General features: G+C 34.8%; 18 protein-coding genes, 2 tRNA genes and 1 rRNA gene. 5 read left to right on the forward strand and 16 right to left on the reverse strand.

Features of this window, described 5'->3' with window-relative positions; translation table 11 throughout:
• Positions 1–11: 11 nt before the first annotated feature.
• From AQ616_RS16125 to AQ616_RS16160, 8 genes are all read right to left on the reverse strand, one after another.
• The gene (locus tag AQ616_RS16125) at positions 12–3,392 is read right to left on the reverse strand and encodes a tail fiber domain-containing protein (protein ID WP_069686258.1); all 3,381 of its coding nucleotides are present in this window, start codon (positions 3,390–3,392) and stop codon (positions 12–14) included.
• A 14-nt stretch (positions 3,393–3,406) separates the two neighbouring features.
• The gene (locus tag AQ616_RS16130) at positions 3,407–4,198 is read right to left on the reverse strand and encodes a distal tail protein Dit (RefSeq protein ID WP_069686259.1); all 792 of its coding nucleotides are present in this window, start codon (positions 4,196–4,198) and stop codon (positions 3,407–3,409) included.
• 15 nt (positions 4,199–4,213) lie between these two features.
• The gene (locus AQ616_RS16135; protein WP_069686260.1) at positions 4,214–6,136 is read right to left on the reverse strand and encodes a phage tail protein; all 1,923 of its coding nucleotides are present in this window, start codon (positions 6,134–6,136) and stop codon (positions 4,214–4,216) included.
• A complete protein-coding gene (locus AQ616_RS16140) occupies positions 6,137–6,421 on the reverse strand; it encodes a hypothetical protein (protein ID WP_026133674.1) in 285 nt (94 codons plus the stop codon).
• 92 nt (positions 6,422–6,513) lie between these two features.
• Complete coding sequence (locus tag AQ616_RS16145) at positions 6,514–6,876, reverse strand: tail assembly chaperone (protein ID WP_017795242.1); 363 nt, start codon at positions 6,874–6,876, stop codon at positions 6,514–6,516.
• Between the two features lie 57 nt (positions 6,877–6,933).
• Entirely contained in the window at positions 6,934–7,443 is a 510-nt protein-coding gene (locus AQ616_RS16150; RefSeq protein WP_017795241.1) for a phage major tail protein, TP901-1 family, read from the reverse strand.
• A gap of 67 nt (positions 7,444–7,510) precedes the next feature.
• Positions 7,511–8,023, reverse strand: a complete 513-nt coding sequence (locus tag AQ616_RS16155) for a sigma factor-like helix-turn-helix DNA-binding protein (protein WP_017795240.1) — start codon at positions 8,021–8,023, stop codon at positions 7,511–7,513.
• A gap of 90 nt (positions 8,024–8,113) precedes the next feature.
• Positions 8,114–8,311, reverse strand: a complete 198-nt coding sequence (locus AQ616_RS16160; RefSeq protein WP_017795239.1) for an XtrA/YqaO family protein — start codon at positions 8,309–8,311, stop codon at positions 8,114–8,116.
• A 166-nt stretch (positions 8,312–8,477) separates the two neighbouring features.
• On the opposite strand from AQ616_RS16160, the gene AQ616_RS16165 reads away from it, so the two are divergent.
• From AQ616_RS16165 to AQ616_RS16175, 5 genes are all read left to right on the forward strand, one after another.
• Positions 8,478–8,849 carry a helix-turn-helix domain-containing protein gene (locus tag AQ616_RS16165; protein ID WP_017795238.1) on the forward strand — a complete coding sequence of 124 codons (372 nt, stop codon included), beginning with the start codon at positions 8,478–8,480 and terminating at the stop codon, positions 8,847–8,849.
• Positions 8,850–8,983: 134 nt separating this feature from the next.
• Complete coding sequence (locus tag AQ616_RS16170) at positions 8,984–9,445, forward strand: ImmA/IrrE family metallo-endopeptidase (protein ID WP_017795237.1); 462 nt, start codon at positions 8,984–8,986, stop codon at positions 9,443–9,445.
• Between the two features lie 62 nt (positions 9,446–9,507).
• Positions 9,508–9,732 carry a hypothetical protein gene (locus AQ616_RS19955; RefSeq protein WP_240490515.1) on the forward strand — a complete coding sequence of 75 codons (225 nt, stop codon included), beginning with the start codon at positions 9,508–9,510 and terminating at the stop codon, positions 9,730–9,732.
• Between the two features lie 11 nt (positions 9,733–9,743).
• Complete coding sequence (locus tag AQ616_RS19960; protein ID WP_240490518.1) at positions 9,744–9,968, forward strand: SPFH domain-containing protein; 225 nt, start codon at positions 9,744–9,746, stop codon at positions 9,966–9,968.
• A 9-nt stretch (positions 9,969–9,977) separates the two neighbouring features.
• Positions 9,978–10,961 carry a flotillin domain-containing protein gene (locus AQ616_RS16175; protein ID WP_240490516.1) on the forward strand — a complete coding sequence of 328 codons (984 nt, stop codon included), beginning with the start codon at positions 9,978–9,980 and terminating at the stop codon, positions 10,959–10,961.
• A gap of 43 nt (positions 10,962–11,004) precedes the next feature.
• Here the strand turns inward: AQ616_RS16175 and AQ616_RS16180 are convergent, their stop codons facing one another.
• The 8 genes from AQ616_RS16180 to rrf all read right to left on the reverse strand — a co-directional run bounded on the left by AQ616_RS16180 (position 11,005) and on the right by rrf (position 16,604).
• A complete protein-coding gene (locus AQ616_RS16180; protein WP_017795235.1) occupies positions 11,005–11,793 on the reverse strand; it encodes an MBL fold metallo-hydrolase in 789 nt (262 codons plus the stop codon).
• Between the two features lie 243 nt (positions 11,794–12,036).
• The gene (gene ggt / locus AQ616_RS16185; protein WP_069686261.1) at positions 12,037–13,698 is read right to left on the reverse strand and encodes a gamma-glutamyltransferase; all 1,662 of its coding nucleotides are present in this window, start codon (positions 13,696–13,698) and stop codon (positions 12,037–12,039) included.
• A 7-nt stretch (positions 13,699–13,705) separates the two neighbouring features.
• Complete coding sequence (locus AQ616_RS19675; RefSeq protein WP_017795233.1) at positions 13,706–13,867, reverse strand: hypothetical protein; 162 nt, start codon at positions 13,865–13,867, stop codon at positions 13,706–13,708.
• Positions 13,868–13,879: 12 nt separating this feature from the next.
• On the reverse strand, positions 13,880–14,344 hold the full coding sequence (gene pgsC, locus AQ616_RS16190; protein ID WP_017795232.1) for a poly-gamma-glutamate biosynthesis protein PgsC: 465 nt from the start codon (positions 14,342–14,344) through the stop codon (positions 13,880–13,882).
• Positions 14,345–14,360: 16 nt separating this feature from the next.
• Complete coding sequence (gene pgsB / locus AQ616_RS16195; protein ID WP_017795231.1) at positions 14,361–15,554, reverse strand: poly-gamma-glutamate synthase PgsB; 1,194 nt, start codon at positions 15,552–15,554, stop codon at positions 14,361–14,363.
• A gap of 751 nt (positions 15,555–16,305) precedes the next feature.
• Positions 16,306–16,379, reverse strand: a tRNA-Thr gene (locus AQ616_RS16200).
• A gap of 3 nt (positions 16,380–16,382) precedes the next feature.
• Positions 16,383–16,457 (reverse strand) — tRNA-Asn (locus AQ616_RS16205).
• Between the two features lie 31 nt (positions 16,458–16,488).
• Positions 16,489–16,604 (reverse strand): 5S ribosomal RNA (gene rrf / locus AQ616_RS16210).
• Position 16,605: the final 1 nt, after the last annotated feature.

A 16,605-nucleotide genomic window follows, 5' to 3' on the forward strand; every position in this document is an offset into this window, starting at 1 on the left:
TATTATATAAATTAATCTAAAATTTTTTGATTTAATTCTTGAATTGCTTTTACACAGTACATTAATAAGCTATAAATATCTATAGCCGAGAAATCATTTGTAGCTACCTTAGGACTATGTTCAGCAATAAGTCCAATTTGTCTATTATCAAGGATATTATTTTCAATATCTTCTTTGAAATCATAATTAACTACATTAAGACCCTCAATTATTTTTAATGCATTGCCCTTAAACTCCTCGATATTAGTTTTATGCACAATACTAGAAGCCGTCTCAAACTTAGAAGCCTGTATTGGCCTATACCCAATCCCCTTGCCGCTATTGTATCCATTATTATTTGTAACCCTAACTTTCCCATTGGCACTTCCACTTGGTACTCCCAAATATAAATTGGTCGCATTTGTACGTAACCCTCCAGCACTTAAATAACTTCCTGAACTGAGAGTTCCACCTCCAGAACCATTAATATATGCAGTTCTGCCTCTTGAATCTTTAAATGAGGATGCTCGTATTGGATAGTAACTTGGGTTGCCATTATTGTAGAATAATTTATTCGTTACCCTGACTTCCCCATTGTTAGTACCACTTACACCAAGATATAAATTCTGTCCAACATTATCAGGTACACCAATAACTGCTGATCTCAAACTTGTCCCCGATACTATTACAAGATTTTTAGGGTCCAAATGTATACTTCCATTATCAGTTCTTAATCCTATATTTCCTGCCATGGAATATAATGTAAGTCCTGATTTAGAATTAGTGGGAGAATATTCAGCACTATGAAATTCTATAAACCCAGATGCATCTTTATCGTCTCCATAAGCATCAGCATAAGTGGAAATTCCCCAGTCACTAAAATACAGTGACCAATTCTCTGTATCGTTACGCGCTCTAAAATACCCATTTTCCAATCTTAATTTAATATCATGTGTAACTGTACTATCTCTCCAAGTTCTCCGATGCTTACCTCTAGATTCTAATAAACTACCTCGAATTCTTGTATAATCATCCCCACTTCCACCAATAATCTGCACATTATTTGCATTCAATTCCCCTGATGTAATCTTTGTAGCTGATATATTAGCTATCTTGGCACTATCTATAGTTGCATTAGCTATTTTTGCATTTGTAATTGCACCATTTTCAATTTGGCCAGTACCAATCACAGCAGTACCAAGTTTTGCTTTATCAATTGCTCCATTAGCAATATGAGCATTCTGAATAACCCCGTTATTAATTAATGTGGTACCGTCAAGGTGTATAAGATTACCTTTAATTTTTACTCCTTCTTGACTGAGGTTAATTTGTGAAACTATATTATCTACGTCTACTTTCAAATCTATTTCAGTGGCTAATTGATTAATAGTCGATTCTGCTTGATTCATTCGATTCTGATTATCTGTTACATCCAATTCAATACTAGATACTGTCGTTTCTATACCTTCTGCCAATTGTTGGACATCACTAATAGACTGCCTAAGAATGCCAGTCTCATTGTTAAATATTGTTTGCTCTACTCTATTTCGAATTTCTATTTCATTTTGTTCAATGAGTGAAGAATGTTGCTCTAAATCTTGAATAACACCATTATAATCTGTTTCGTATTTCGTCAGGCTCACTTTATTACTTATCATATTATCAATGTCGGATATCGTATAAACATCATTGATATTTACTTTATCTACTAGTTGACCTTCTACATATTCCAGTTCATTCGATAAGCTGCTTACGTCCTCCATTATCTCATCACGTGTATCACTAATTTCACTATCCGTATATTGTTTTGCTTGCTGGTTAATAAGATTTTTAGCTTCTTGAGATATCTGTTTAAAACTTACCCCATCTGTACCGATAATATCGCTAATATTATGGAGTTCACGCATCCTTTCTGCTAGTTCTTCACCAAATAATATATCTTCACTAATCACCCGATGCGTATTTGCTTCAACTTGCTCTGACCATTCACTAGCAGTACCATGATGATTGATAGCTCGAACATAATAGTACCATTTCTGATCTGTCTCAACTATATGAGAAAAAGCGGAAACATTTCCTTTCCATAATAAATGTTGAGAGTCTGGTTCAAATTCTTTTACTTGTGAGCCGTATACCTCATAAGCGTCAACATATATTTCATCTGTATAATCCCAGTATATTTGAATGGTTTTAAATGCTCCATAAGCTTCCACATTCGTTGGAGGTGATGGTTTTTTATCTGGATAGCTATCTTTGGAGATAGTACCAACACTTTCCCACTTTTCTCGATTTCTATCTATATCTTCAATAACTTTATCAATTCTGTCATCGTATAAATTTAAAAATTGTCCCATTTCAACTTGAACTGTATCAGAAGGACTGAGAACATCGTATTCCATAGCAATGATTCTTGTTTGTATTTCAATTGGTCTTGCAAAATTACGATCAATACATATTGCTGTATCGCCCAATTGGAACCGTTCATTCGCGGTGTCTACAATAAGTTGATAATTTACTTCTGGTTGTTGGGCTTGTATCAGTGCTTTCCATGTTTTTTCTAGCAATTCCTCAGGACTCTCAATTTGAGTATCTTTAAAAATGCCTTGTCTATGCATCAATGTACCATCTTTATTTATACCGTACTCACTAAGAGCGTTCGGGTCACCGATCCACTTTTGACCTATTGGTTTATCAACAGGATTACCATATTCTACTTTCCATTCTACATTAGAAAAGTCAATGATCTTTTCATCTACGGTTCCTCCTTGTCCAAAGAGTGCCGTTTTCGGATAGCTAATAATTGTCCGCTTCACATTGGTAGCATTGTAATCTATTTCAAACCTTAGCCCATTATCTTCACCTAAGCGATGCTGAAACGATACGGTTCTAATAATCTTATTATTGTCATCAATACTTATAGTATCTTTAAATTCAATTCCCCATGTAGTAGTAATCATCAACATAGCTTCTAAAGAAGATTGATATTCAATGTCTAAATTAGCATTGGTATCGACAGAATCAACTTGGAACTGCCATCTTGTTCTTTCCAATACTTTTTCAAGTGCTACAGCAAGTGGCTGATTTTTTAGATTCAACTTTTCTATAATATGTTCATTTAGTTCCATTAACGCTGAAGTACACGTCGCAGTAGTAATAGAGACCCCTATATCTGTAGTATCATCTATCTCTTTAATCGTAAATAAACGATAGTCACCGCTCCGATCACGAAATATGACTTGATTTTCCTCTTTTATATGTTTCGTTATGTCTTCGTTCGCCTCAACTTCAAATTGAAACGGTGTATCCGGGATTTGATTGACTTCCTCTCTGAAACGGGTTTGAAGTAAACCTGTATCTTCTGAAATAATAGTTTTTAAATGATCATCTTGATCAAAAATGAATAATTCACTCATAGATTCCCTCCTTTCTATGAATAATCTTTTTTATTATAAATTAAAGTACAACCGTGGCTTGTAATAATTTCCGTATCTCCAGGTATTAATTGCTGAAAGCTCGATTGTAAACTAACAGTTTTTCTTAAGTCATGTTGACTATTCAGTAAAACTTTTCTTTTATCGTATTCTATGAACAATTGATCTCCTTCAATAAATTCATAATTTAAATAAATATAAAGTCCCTTACTTTCATTAAATGAAAAATAACTTACATTTTCAGTAAAATTCACCTTGATCTCCCAAGATGTTGGCTCTATTGACTCAATAGAATATGATTCACTATCCCGATTAATATCTGTCTCTACACGCTCGAAATATTTCGCAGGATCTGTACACAAAAAGATTAAACTTCCTTCTATTGAATTTGAGTCCTCTTCTGGTATATCTGCTTCTTTAAATGTTGCAAGATAATAGGCATTTTCATCAGTAAACCTTAACTTTCTTTTTTGACCTTGTAAAAGAGTATAGAGTCGGTGGAATCTATTACGAAATCCTGAATTTGTTTTATCTTCCAATAGAAACTTCACTACTATCTCTCTTGGTTCATATTTAAAATCTCCTTCTCTTAAACCATGCATTCCTAAATACTCATTTGTTACTATAGACTTTGAAGGCAGATTTCTTCCTGAAATAGAAGTAGTTATAAACCTTCCTTGTGTATCTGACAATAGATTATCTATATTCATGTCATTATAGGTGGTTTGTAGAGAAAAGGAGCCATTTATAGGCTCCTCTCTTGGAGATGTATCCGTAAATAAATACATATACTTTCCCCCTTTTTATACTCTTCTAGTACGAAAAGCTTTTCTTTCTTGTACATGTGAGATGTCTTCCACAAAAGATTGAAAATCGCTATTTCCAATTCTTAGATTGATATAGGCTGGTTGATTAGATTGTTCGACATTGGACTGTACTGCTACGCTTTGAGGATTAGAAAATTGATGTACGCTATTTACTTCTCCTGCTAAATCCAAATTCGGACTCATCTCTGCATGAAATGCCTTTGTTGCACCGTTTGTTACATTCACCATTGCTTTACTTAGCTTCCCTGACATTTGGTTCACTCCAACAATAAAGCCTTCCATTGTGTCATCACCAATCCCCATAAATAACCTTGATGGAGATTTTATGCCTAAGAAACTTAGTACACCGTTTACTGCATCCTTGGCTGCTTGAACAGCAGAACTAACCAAATCTTTCGCCTTATCTTTTATACCTGTAATCATTCCAGAGATAAGATCCTTACCCGCTGTTACAAACCTACCTGCTGCTTCTTTCACACCCTCTATTGCTTTAAATACCATATCTTTTCCAGCTGTAGCTAGTCCGGACACCTTTTCAGCAATTCCGCTTAACACTCGAGCAACTAAATCTCTACCGATAGATAACAGTTGAACGAGTAGGCTACCAATTCCTTTTAATAGCGATAGTACGATTTGTACACCAGCACTTAACAGTTGTGGCAGCATCGATATAATTGTTTTCGCTAATTGCATAATTAATTGTATTCCCGTACTAATTAAGGACGGCAGTACTTGTAATATACCTTGTATTAAAGACATTAACAGTTGAATACCCGTTTGAATCAAACCAGGTAATAACTGGATTACCGTATTAACAAGTGATGTTATAAGTTGCATACCAACATTTAATAATTGTGGTATGACAGTAATTATCCCGTTTATTAATGAGGTTAATATACTTATCCCCGCTTCGATAATCATTGGCAGACTTTCGACAATTAAATTTATAAAGGTGGTTACAATTGTTAAAATAGTTTCAACAATCATTGGTAAGGCTATCAATAAACCATTGATAATCGCAGTTATTAATTGTATTCCCATATCTAAAATCATCGGAAGATATAAAATAATTGTTTCAGTAATAGTTGTTATTAACGTAATTATCGTCGTAATTACTAACGGCAACATCATCACAACAGAATCAATAAGTGATGTTACAATCCCTGAAAATACTTCAATTAGTAAAGGAAGCATGGTTGTAAATGTACCTAAAATGGTCTGAATTAAGCTCGTCACCATCTCTATTAATAAAGGTGCTTGTTGAATTACACCAGTAATAAAACCTTGTAAAAAACTTATTCCTGTTTCTAGCATTACTGGGAGCATAGTAGTTAAAGTAGTAACAATGGTAGAAATAATACCTGATATGTCAATATTACTTATGGAATCTACCGCACCTGTAAATACCGACTGAATAGCCGCCCATGCAGAATCAATCGCTCCTCGAACCGTTTCATTCGTTTGATATAATTGCAAAAGAACACCTATTAATCCAGCTATCACAGAAACAATCGTAAGAATAGGATTTGCTTTTAATATCCCCCACAACTTCTTCCCAGTAGATTGAATTGAATTGAATGCAGTAGGAAGACTCTTTGCCACATCTTGCATTGACTGAATCGCGGCAGTAGTATTATCAACAGCACCAACCAATCCTGTGAACATCCCTGTGAAACTTTGAACTGTGTCAGATTGTAGATAATCCTGTAATTGCTTAAACGGACCAATTCCTCCGGTCACTGTACTTAATTGATCAACTAGTCCTTTTACTGAATTCCCAGTATCAATAAGTTGATTACCTAGCCCACCAACTTCGTCAGACATATTTTTGAATTGATTCACATAACTTTTTACTCCGGTTATTTCCAAATAATGTTCTACAGATAAACTATTGGACATTTATTCCACCTCCTCCCTTTTATTAACTCTCTCAGCTACCATAGCCATTTTCTTTTCCTCTATGGTGACATCTTTATGATTTATACCAACCTTCTTTAATCGTTTTTCATAATTAAAGAAATCATTAAACGCTTTATACACATATTCCTGTTTCGGATTTTTAGAGGATCCTTTGGTTCGTTTGGCTTTAACCTGATGATTTAACCATGCTTGAAGGTGCATATCGTACTCTTTATCTACTCTAGTTAAATAATACGACCGCATTCTAAGTGTATATTCATACATCGTTAAACAGTCAATATCTTCCAACGATGTAAAACCAAGATATCGAAAACAATTAATAATAATTGTTTCATACGTAGTTCTTGATGTTTCCCTTACTTGGTTTTTACCGCTTTTTCCTGAAAGTCTTTGAGTGTGTCTTTGACCATTACCGACTTCCCCATTTCATCCAATAATTCAGTAAATAATGTAGATAATCCATCATGTATTTCTGCATATTCTTCAATAGCTGATTCAATTTTTGATTGTTTAGGAGTATTGGTGTGATGTGAAATCCCAGCTTTAATAACTTCTACCAAAGCAGTTGGATTTTTTTGTACTAAATTAATATAAGCTAAGTTTACTCCCATTCCGAACTCTAACCCTTGATAGTCAACTTTATATACTTCATCTAGTTGTCTAATAAATTTTATACCAAATTTCAATGCATATTCTTTGTTATTAACTTTAAATTCCATACAAAATACCACCTTTTACAAGATTTAGAGAGCACGTATTGTGCTCTCATTTATTTATTATTCATTTACTGGTGCTTCTTCTACTACAGTATCTTGAAATACGTACTGAACTGCTTCTTCTTGCTCAGTAGTTAATGTTGCCATCCCAACTTGAGGTTCTAATTCTACTATGAAGTTACTCGATACTGTTGCTTGTTCTTCAGCATTCGCAGCACTCTCCCAGGAATCTAAGTATCCTTGAGCATAAACAGCTGGATATTTATCTCCCTCTTTTAGTGATTCATCTACGGTTACTTCCCATAACTCAATTTTTTCACCTTTCTTCACTGCATCTTCTAACATTTCTCGTACTGGATCATCTTTAGACTGGATTGCTTCAATACTTACTTCAGATTCTAGTTCTCCAACTTTTACAATCGTTCCATCTTTCGTGATAATACGATCAAGTGCACGGGAGTACGAAAATGTATGTTCCGTTTGAAACACTAGCTTCGCAGCCTCATTTGTACTTTCATTTAATAAACGAAATAATAAAACCTTGTTTTTTCCTTGTAACATCTCTGCCATCTAAAATTCCTCCTATAAACATCTAATTTTTGAAGAGAAAACTAATGTTTTGTTGTCTCCCTTCATCCTATAGGTGGGCTTGTATGTCTTTCGTACGACAAGCCACTTTCTTCTTTGCTCGTTGAATAAATTGTTGCACGGAAGATTTCGCAATGTTAAGTTCCTCCGATATTTCCCCCATACTCCATCCTTGTGCCATATGCAGCAAGTAGCACTGTCTTTCTCGAGCAGATAACACCAACAATATCTCCGTAATCATGATTTTTTCATTTTCCGTAAGCTTTCTTTCCGTCGGTTCTATATCTAACGATGGTAATAAATCCATATCGTAAATAACTCTACGCTGATATGCTGAACGTTTATCTACTCCCCCATAGCTGTCAGGTTCTCGTCCAGTATGCATCCAATTCATGGCATAGGACATATCTTTAATCATTTCATCAATTACTTTGATATCTTTTTCTTCCATTTCAACTTCTGGATCTAATCTTTTCTTCATATCCTCTAATGCTTTTTTTCCATATTCGTACTCTGCTAATAAATTATCTACCCAATTTTTATCTTCAAGTTTTCGTCCCATTAGAATAAACCCTCCTTTAAAATAAAAAAGGACATGAGCAACGTAAGTTACGTTATCTCATGTCCTCCAGTTAGCTGGTAGCACAAATTCCTATTTAAACTCTTCACCCTCATCGAAACGAACACGTTTTACTTCTCCTTGATGAGTAATGATTTTTGTCTCTCCATGATCCGGCAAATACGACATCTTTGTTTTTCCTTTTGAGTAGACAATAATAAAAGGCTTGTCCTTCTCTTCGGTGGAATAAGGCAAATGATCTTCTCGAATGAGGATATCTTTTAATCGCATCTTTATCCTCCTCTCGTTATTTCTGTTTTAGAAATTATAAATTTATAGTACATTTCTATTTTAAAAATGTCAACAGTTAAATTTCCAAAAAAGAAACAAATTAGCAGTTTAATAATTATTATGGTATAATTATTTCTAAATTAGAAAATATAGGTGGTATGAAATAATGGATATCGGAGATCGTATCATTCAATTACGCGAAGCAAAACGTTGGAGCCAAAAAGAATTAGCAAAAATAGCTCAAATTAATGTTAGTGTAATGAATCGAATTGAAGCAGGAGATAGACCAATTCGTGGGGAAGAACTAAGTCGATTTGCTTCAATATTTGAAGTTTCTACTGACTTCTTATTAGGGCGAACAAATGAAATTAAGCAAAACACTAGCGACGAAAAACAATACTTCATTGAAAAAATTCAAGAAGATTTTCCAGAAGCTGATTTAATGTTTAATGATTTAGCAAGTTTTTCCTCGAAAGATCTCCAAGATGTTTATGACTACATCAGATTTAAAAAAAGTCAGAAAGAAAATAACGCATAAGCTATATTGCATTTTTCGCGGAAGAACTTTATACTATAATTACCAAATTAAGGTAATACTTAGAAGGTGCAACGAAGAAAGCACCTTTTTTTATACCATAAAATAGAACGTATGTTCTAAAATCGGAGGTAATCATGCATTACTCACACCTAGAAGATTATATCCAGCACATTTATAAATCAATCAAAATTTCTTCTCCTTCCCAGTTAAATATGACCACTATTGCAGAGCGTTTAGGCATTCAAGTAAGTTATGGAAACGTTTCTTTTCGAATTAATGATGAAATCATCCTTCGTAGAGGTACGAAGGAACAACAATGGCAAGAATTTGGTCATGAGGTGTGTCATTACTTAAGGCATTGTGGAAATCAGTTATCAATGCACCCTCTGTTTTTCGAACTCCAAGAGTATCAAGCAAATAATTTTTCATATCATTTCTGCGTACCAACATTTATGTTACTGAAACAAAAAAACTTTAACACTTTATCAATAGCAAGAACATTTAATGTTACAGAGTCATTTGCCTCACGACGACTAGAAATTTATCAACAAAATCATATTTACGGTAGTAATAGCCACTTAAATCAAATTCTATAAACTTATTAAATAAATTTAAATAATTTATAGAAATAATTGGGGGTATTGTGTGGTTTATCTATATGAAACTTCGCTATAAGACTGTTCCCTCAAATGTTGCTTTAATTATTACAGGTCCAAAGCTCGGGGACCCAGAAAAAGAAAGAAATATATTCCAAGACGATGAAGGCAGATATATGAAAGTCATTCGTGGTGGTGGACACCGCCTAAGAATGTTCCAAACATCTACACCGGTTTCTTTAACAGCATTTCAATTACAAAAACCAGCCCAACTGTACATACATTAAAAGGGGTACCCATTGAAGCAGAAGCTGTAGCTATGTTAAAGGTAGCTGATTCTTTAGAAGGTATAGCTAGATATGCTGAACAATTTCTTAATAAAGACCAAGATGAAATCGATGAGGAAATTACTGAAGTTCTTGCTGCAAACTTGAGAGCAATTTTAGCAAAATTAACAGTTGAAGATATTAATAATGATCGGGAGAGCTTTAACCAACAAGTTACAGAAATCGCACAAAAGTAATTAGATGATATGGGGTTCCGTATCACTAGTTTAGGTCTTACTGATTTACGCGATGTAGATAACAGTGACTACTTAACCAACTTAGGTAGACCAGAAACTGCACAAATTAGAAAACACGCTGAAATTGCGGAAGCTACGAATAGAAGAGAAACGGAAATTCATAAAGCACAGATGAATGAACAAGTAGAGATTGAACGTTATGAAAAAGAAATCAGTATCTCTGAATCTCGAAAAGCAAAAGAACTTACCGATGCGAGAATTAAGGCTGAAACAGATAGAGAGAGAGCGAAAACCGAAGCTGCCTACTCCTTAGAACAAGCAGAACGCTCTCTAGAAGTAGAAAATGAACGACTTAAAGTTGATCGTCAGAAGAAACAAGAAGAATTAGACATTCAATTATTAGAGAGACAACGCAAAGTTGATTTAGAACAAAAAGAAGTAGAAGTACGTAGAGCTGCTGCTGAGGCAGATTACTATGAAGAAGTAAAACGCGCTGAAGCTGCTGCGGAAGCGAAAAAACGTGCAGGAGAAGCAGAGGCAGAAGTTATTGCCAAGAAGAGCCAAGCTGAAGTTCAAGCAATACGTGAGCGTGCGAAAGCAATTGATGAGCACAAAGAAGTTATGTTACTTGAAATGGTTATTGAAATGCTTCCAGAATTTGCTCGTGCAGTATCCGAACCAATATCCAATGTAGACTCTATCCGCATATTAGACAATGGCGACGGTAAAGGCATGGATCGCATTCCAAATTCTGTTACATCAATGATGACCAATATGCAAGATAGCTTAAAACAAATGACTGGCTTGGATCTAAATGCAATGTTAAACCGCATTACAGGGGGAAATAATACGACCGATACAAAAGAACCCATACAAGCTCTTGCATCGAAAATTAATCACCCAAAAAGCGAAGCTGCTGCCGTAGATGACCCCGGTAATACAGAAGGAAATACAACAGAAGAAAAGAAAGAAAGTAATAATGAAGAAACATAATAAGATATAGTTGAACAAAGCCCTCCAGAGCGGGGCTTTGTTATTATCTTAAATCATTAACTATCGAAGTAACAATATGCAAAGAATCCCATTCTCCACTAGATACAGATATAATAGAATAACTCTTTGGAAATAATTTCGAATGAATTTCATTAATAGAACTGCCTTTTTCATGTAGAACTTTAATTTCACCATATAAATTCTCTAGATAGTCTAGTTTTTGCTTTAACTTCTCCTTTCCATCTGGTACATATCCAGCATGACAACAAAACAGTGATCCAATATCGTAGGTTAGAATGGTTCGAATTGAATTTATGATCTGAGGAATCGATTCATCCCTCATAATTACTTTTGTTTTTGGCGTTACAAATAAATCACCAGAAAACAGTGTTCCTGATTGCTTATGCAACAAGCAAATATGATCATTCGCATGACCCGGCGTATAGATTACTTCCCATTCTTTCTTTCGAGATTGAACCGTATCTTTAACGGCTACAGGTTTAAAAGGCTCCCTTACTCCCCAAGTTAATTGACGATATTTCGGATAAGGAGTATCTTCAAAACATAGCTCGATTCCTTTAGAATGCAGGTAAATTGGTACATTTAAATTTTCTTGAATCCAAGGAGCTGTACCAGTATGATCTTCATGGTTATGCGTTAGAATTACAGAATCAAATGTTATGTTCTTATAAAAATCAATTAGCTCCGGTTCAAATCGTTGCGGCCCAGTATCAACTAACATTCCATCAACTAAAAATACAAATACTTTACTCATTTTAGGAGCAGTCATTTCAACACAGGTTATATTTTCTTTATCATAGATTTCAAGCACACTGGTTCACTCTCCAATCCAATATTTAGTTGGTTAATATAACTCTACCATAAAATGAATGAATAATCAGTCATTTTATGGTAGAGTTATTATCTTGTGATGTTTACTGTCAATTCATATTGATTAAAAGTTACGTGGTTTATATTAATAAAATGGCGTGCCCAATACTAAGGAGCACGCCATTTTACATCTTAAAGAATTTATATTTGATCCTTCACAGGCATTGAATAATTATCCCATGTATTATTTTGACATCCAAGTGCCTTCTCTATTATTGTCACTAAAACCATGTATTTTTTCATTCTCTTCATCAATAATCAATCCCTGAACGCTCCCTTGATAAGACGTATCGTCAACATATTGAACATCGAAGCCTAGATCTTCAGGATTCTTTAAAAATATTGAATCCTGTTCAACTTGCAATACATCTTTGTTAAATTCTAGAAACGTTCTAGGATTATTTACCGCTGCTTGGATTGGTTCATTAAATTTAATAGTTTTCACTAACTGCTGAGCAATCATTGATGTGATTTTTCTTCCACCAGCACTTCCAATGCCTATAACTGGAGAATCGTCTTTCGTTAAAATTGTTGGCGATGTGTAACTAAAAGGACGCTTGCCAGACTCAGGAAGATTTGGTGAATCCTCTTTATTACTAAAATTTTTCAATTGATTATTTAAGAAAAACCCATCCACATACTCCCCTGATCCAAATAAATCACTTAGTGTATTCGTTACGGAAACCATCATACCGTTTCTGTCTACTATTACAAAATGTGTGGTGTTCTTATGATTATCTATGTCAGCATCTGACTCTAATTCTCTAAGATACTCTTCCGACAATTCAAGCCCTTGAAATTCAGATGAGAGATTATCAATGTGATCTTCTGAAATTAATTCTTCCATTGGCATATCTGTAAAGTTAGGATCACCGACGTTTTCTAAGCGATCACCGTAACTTATCCGATTGATTAACCCCATCTTTAACGAGAAAGCCAAAGGTTGGTCTTTGGTTTCTTGAATATTTAATGCCTCAGCCATTTCTAAAACCTGAATTAACATAACCCCTCCCGATGGTGGAGGAGGGGCTAAAACAGCAAAACCACCGAATTTACCTTGTATAGGATCTTTTACCTCTGTTTTATATGTCTCCAAGTCTTCCTCTTGGATATCCTCTTCTTTTTCATTAATCTCATTAGCAATATCTCCTTGATAGAAAGCACTGGGACCATCTCTTTGAATATCTTCTAACGTTTCTGCTAGTTGTTCCTGTACCAATAATTCTCCCTCTTTAATTGGCTCCCCATCTGGAAATAAATGATCTAAATCAGATAAACGATTTTCATCGTCTTTCAATGCATTATGCAAGGTTTCGGTAACCGTCACACCATTTGCAGCAAAATTTATAGAAGGGCCGATGAGCTGTTCCATATCCATTGTTCCAAAATCTTCATGAACTCGGTACATTCCATTTATAAAACCAGGTACACCTATGCCACTTGAGGATAAACTATTGTCTGGTGCGGTTTCACGGTAATCATAAACTACTGGGTCTTGATTATTATTAGGGTGAATTAACATCGTTCCACCCCCACCAATTCCAGACCCATAAGGTTCTGCTACACCTAAAACAAAGCTAACTGCTATAGCAGCATCAACAGCATTACCACCTTGTTCAATTATTTTCATCCCAACTTCCGTTGCAATTGAGCTGTCAGATGATACCCCATAGGAGCCGTTATCCTCTGAATTTGAATTATTAAGAGTGAAATCATCTGTCGAGCTGTCTTCATTGCCGTTTCCCGAATTTTTAACACCAAAGATTATTAGAGTTACCAATAAAACCAAGCCAATAACAATCATGTAAAAACGTTTATCATATAAGAAGCGCTCTTTTTTGTACATGTTTAAATCACACCAAAGATAATAGAAAGACAACAGAAGTGATAATTAACCCCATAACAGTATCCATGCTTGTTCTTTTCTTATGCATTTTAACTGTTCTTAATACAGACTCTTTTAAAGATAGTCTAGATTGTTGTTGCTTTTTTGGTTTATTTAAAATAGCTTCCATTTAACTTCCTCCTCAAATAAAGTTTGTTAATACAACTGTTCCTAATGTTAATCCACTAAGTACTATTGTACTTCCAACCGTTGGTATGACTCCTTGTTTTTCAATCGTATTTGCAATTAATCCAGGAACGATAATCCCTATAGCGACCAATCCACCTACAGCTTCAGGAATTGTGTATCCGGGTAGCCCAAAATCGAAAATGGCTTTCATTATGATTCCAATGATAATCATAGCCGTAAATTTTCTTCTTCCGTATATAATCGTAAATTTTCCAATTACTTTCATGACAATTAAGTAAGTCAAAAAAGCAATCATAAATGTAACAACAATACTTACTGGGGAGTTAACCATCATGGCAATATATCCCGGAACGATCAGTCCAGCTGGAATAATTCCTGTACGTTCAGTATAAAATAGGCTAAGGATTACTCCAGCAGCTATAGCTAAATAAACATCTCCCGTATCAAATACAAACATTTTTTAATTCCTTTCTCTAAGCAGATTCTTTTACTATTTTCATTTGTTCAAGACGATTTACTAACTCATCGGCTCCACCATGTATATTTCCAATGCCATATATGGTTTTACCAGATAAGTATGGCTGTAGCACTCGTACAATTTCATCAGTGCTTGTTTTTTCTAAATCTAAAAGGTTTTTAACAGGAAATGTTCCTTTTTTATACTCATCTACTATTGGTCCTGTACTATCTCCCATTACAACTAGTGTTTCTGCCTGTATATTCGGTAAAACTTGTTTAATAAATTGTTCCGTTCGATTTAATCGGTCCGAACGAGTATTCATAATAACAACTGGTTCATCTGTGGGATAACTTAATTGCTTCACACGTTCCCAAATGTTGATTGTTGACATCGGATCATTCGCACTGAATCCGTTGACTAAGAAACTTGGATCATCCATATCTCCAACTGGAATTATCTGCATAGCACCAGGATCTGGCCAAGCTTTTAGCATTCCTTTAAAAGCTGTTTCATGATCAATACCAAGCACATCTGCCACAGCTAGAGCTAACGCCGCATTTTCCGGGAATACCATGTACTCAAATCTTTTTAGAAAGTCTTCCGAGATAATAGATGTATCACATACATGTACTTTCGTATTCCGTTGCTTCGCCATTTGCTTAAAATGAGGAACAAAAGGGCTATTGTTAATAATTAGATCCCCATTATGAGGAATTGCTTCCGAAAACGAATCAGCAACTTCTTTTAATGTTGGCCCTAAAACGTCCATATGATCTTCTAAAACATTAACAATTAACCCAATATTTGCTTGCAATATTTTTTCTTGGAATACTATTTGATAATCAGGCTTTACTGCCATACATTCACTTACTAGAGCATCAGCTTTTAAATCGGATGCTTTTGAAATGACTTTTCTTTGTTCACCTATGTTTGGACCTTCCAATCTTCTTTTAATAGGGGCCTCTTGAGAATCGAACCAGTAGAGCATCCTTGCATCAGTTCCGGTCGTTTTACCAACGGTATGATAACCTGCTTCTTGTAAAATCCCTGTTATTAATCTAGTAACAGTAGATTTCCCTCTAATTCCATTTACATTAATACGTACTGGTATACTTGCAACATTTTTATCATTAATCATTTTTTCTTTAATTCCAAAGAAAATAGCTAAAGAAGCTAATAGCACAATGATTAAAAGTTCTTCCAGCATGTTATCACCTCTATATCATTTTTTAAAATTAGTTACCTTGCGAAATTAGTTACCTTGCTCTTTTAATAATCAAAATTCAAATAAGCACCTTTTGAAAACGCCATTTTCCAATAATGACAGAACAACTAATGATCTGTAACATACTTAAACATGTTTGAAATTGAAATTTTTTGGAACTTTTTTCGTTTCAATGTAGGTACCCACCACTCCTTTTTTATTAATCTAATATGCTACCCAACTGACAACTTGATTCTTGCACCTACACTATAACCGGCATATAACGACAGGGAAATAGTATTTCTGACTCAATTTCCAATTTTCTTCCAAATATAGTATTTTGTATTTATTGGAAATTTTTTCTTTAGGCTACTTTTCGACCATAAAAGTAATAGATTATAACTATTTTTATACTAATATCGCATTATTCTGTTAATATAAAGCGTATTTGTTTTTATTTTGACGAATAGGACGGAAGCCTCCCTTTAAAAAATTACTCATGAATAAACTCCTCGAATTTAATAAAACTAAAACAGAAAATTAACTTAAAATTTACTTGTTTATTTTTCAATAATAGTTGATATTGTAGTATTAAAAAAGATTGTTCTCCATTGAGGCTAATTTCTGATTTTTGTTACAAAAGTACAAATAGCTAACACACCACTGCGGGCACTGAACTTTTACACTGTTGCCTAGATCTCCAGGGCATAAAAAAAAACGCTTTATCCTATACAGGACAAGCGTTTACTTAAAGAGCTTCCAAGCGGACTTGAACCGCTGACCCCTTCCTTACCATGGAAGTGCTCTACCGAACTGAGCTATGGAAGCATATGGCTCCACAGGTAGGATTCGAACCTACGACCGATCGGTTAACAGCCGATTGCTCTACCACTGAGCTACTGTGGAATTAGTAATAATAATTGGATAGCAAAAATCAGCCTGGCGGCGTCCTACTCTTGCAGGGGCAAAGCCCCAACTACCATCGGCGCTGAAGAGCTTAACTTCTGTGTTCGGCATGGGAACAGGTGTGGCCTCTTCGCTATCGCTACCAGAC

Origin of the sequence: Oceanobacillus sp. E9 (assembly GCF_001741975.1) — a bacterium.
Classification (GTDB): Bacteria; Bacillota; Bacilli; order Bacillales; family Amphibacillaceae; genus Oceanobacillus; species Oceanobacillus kimchii.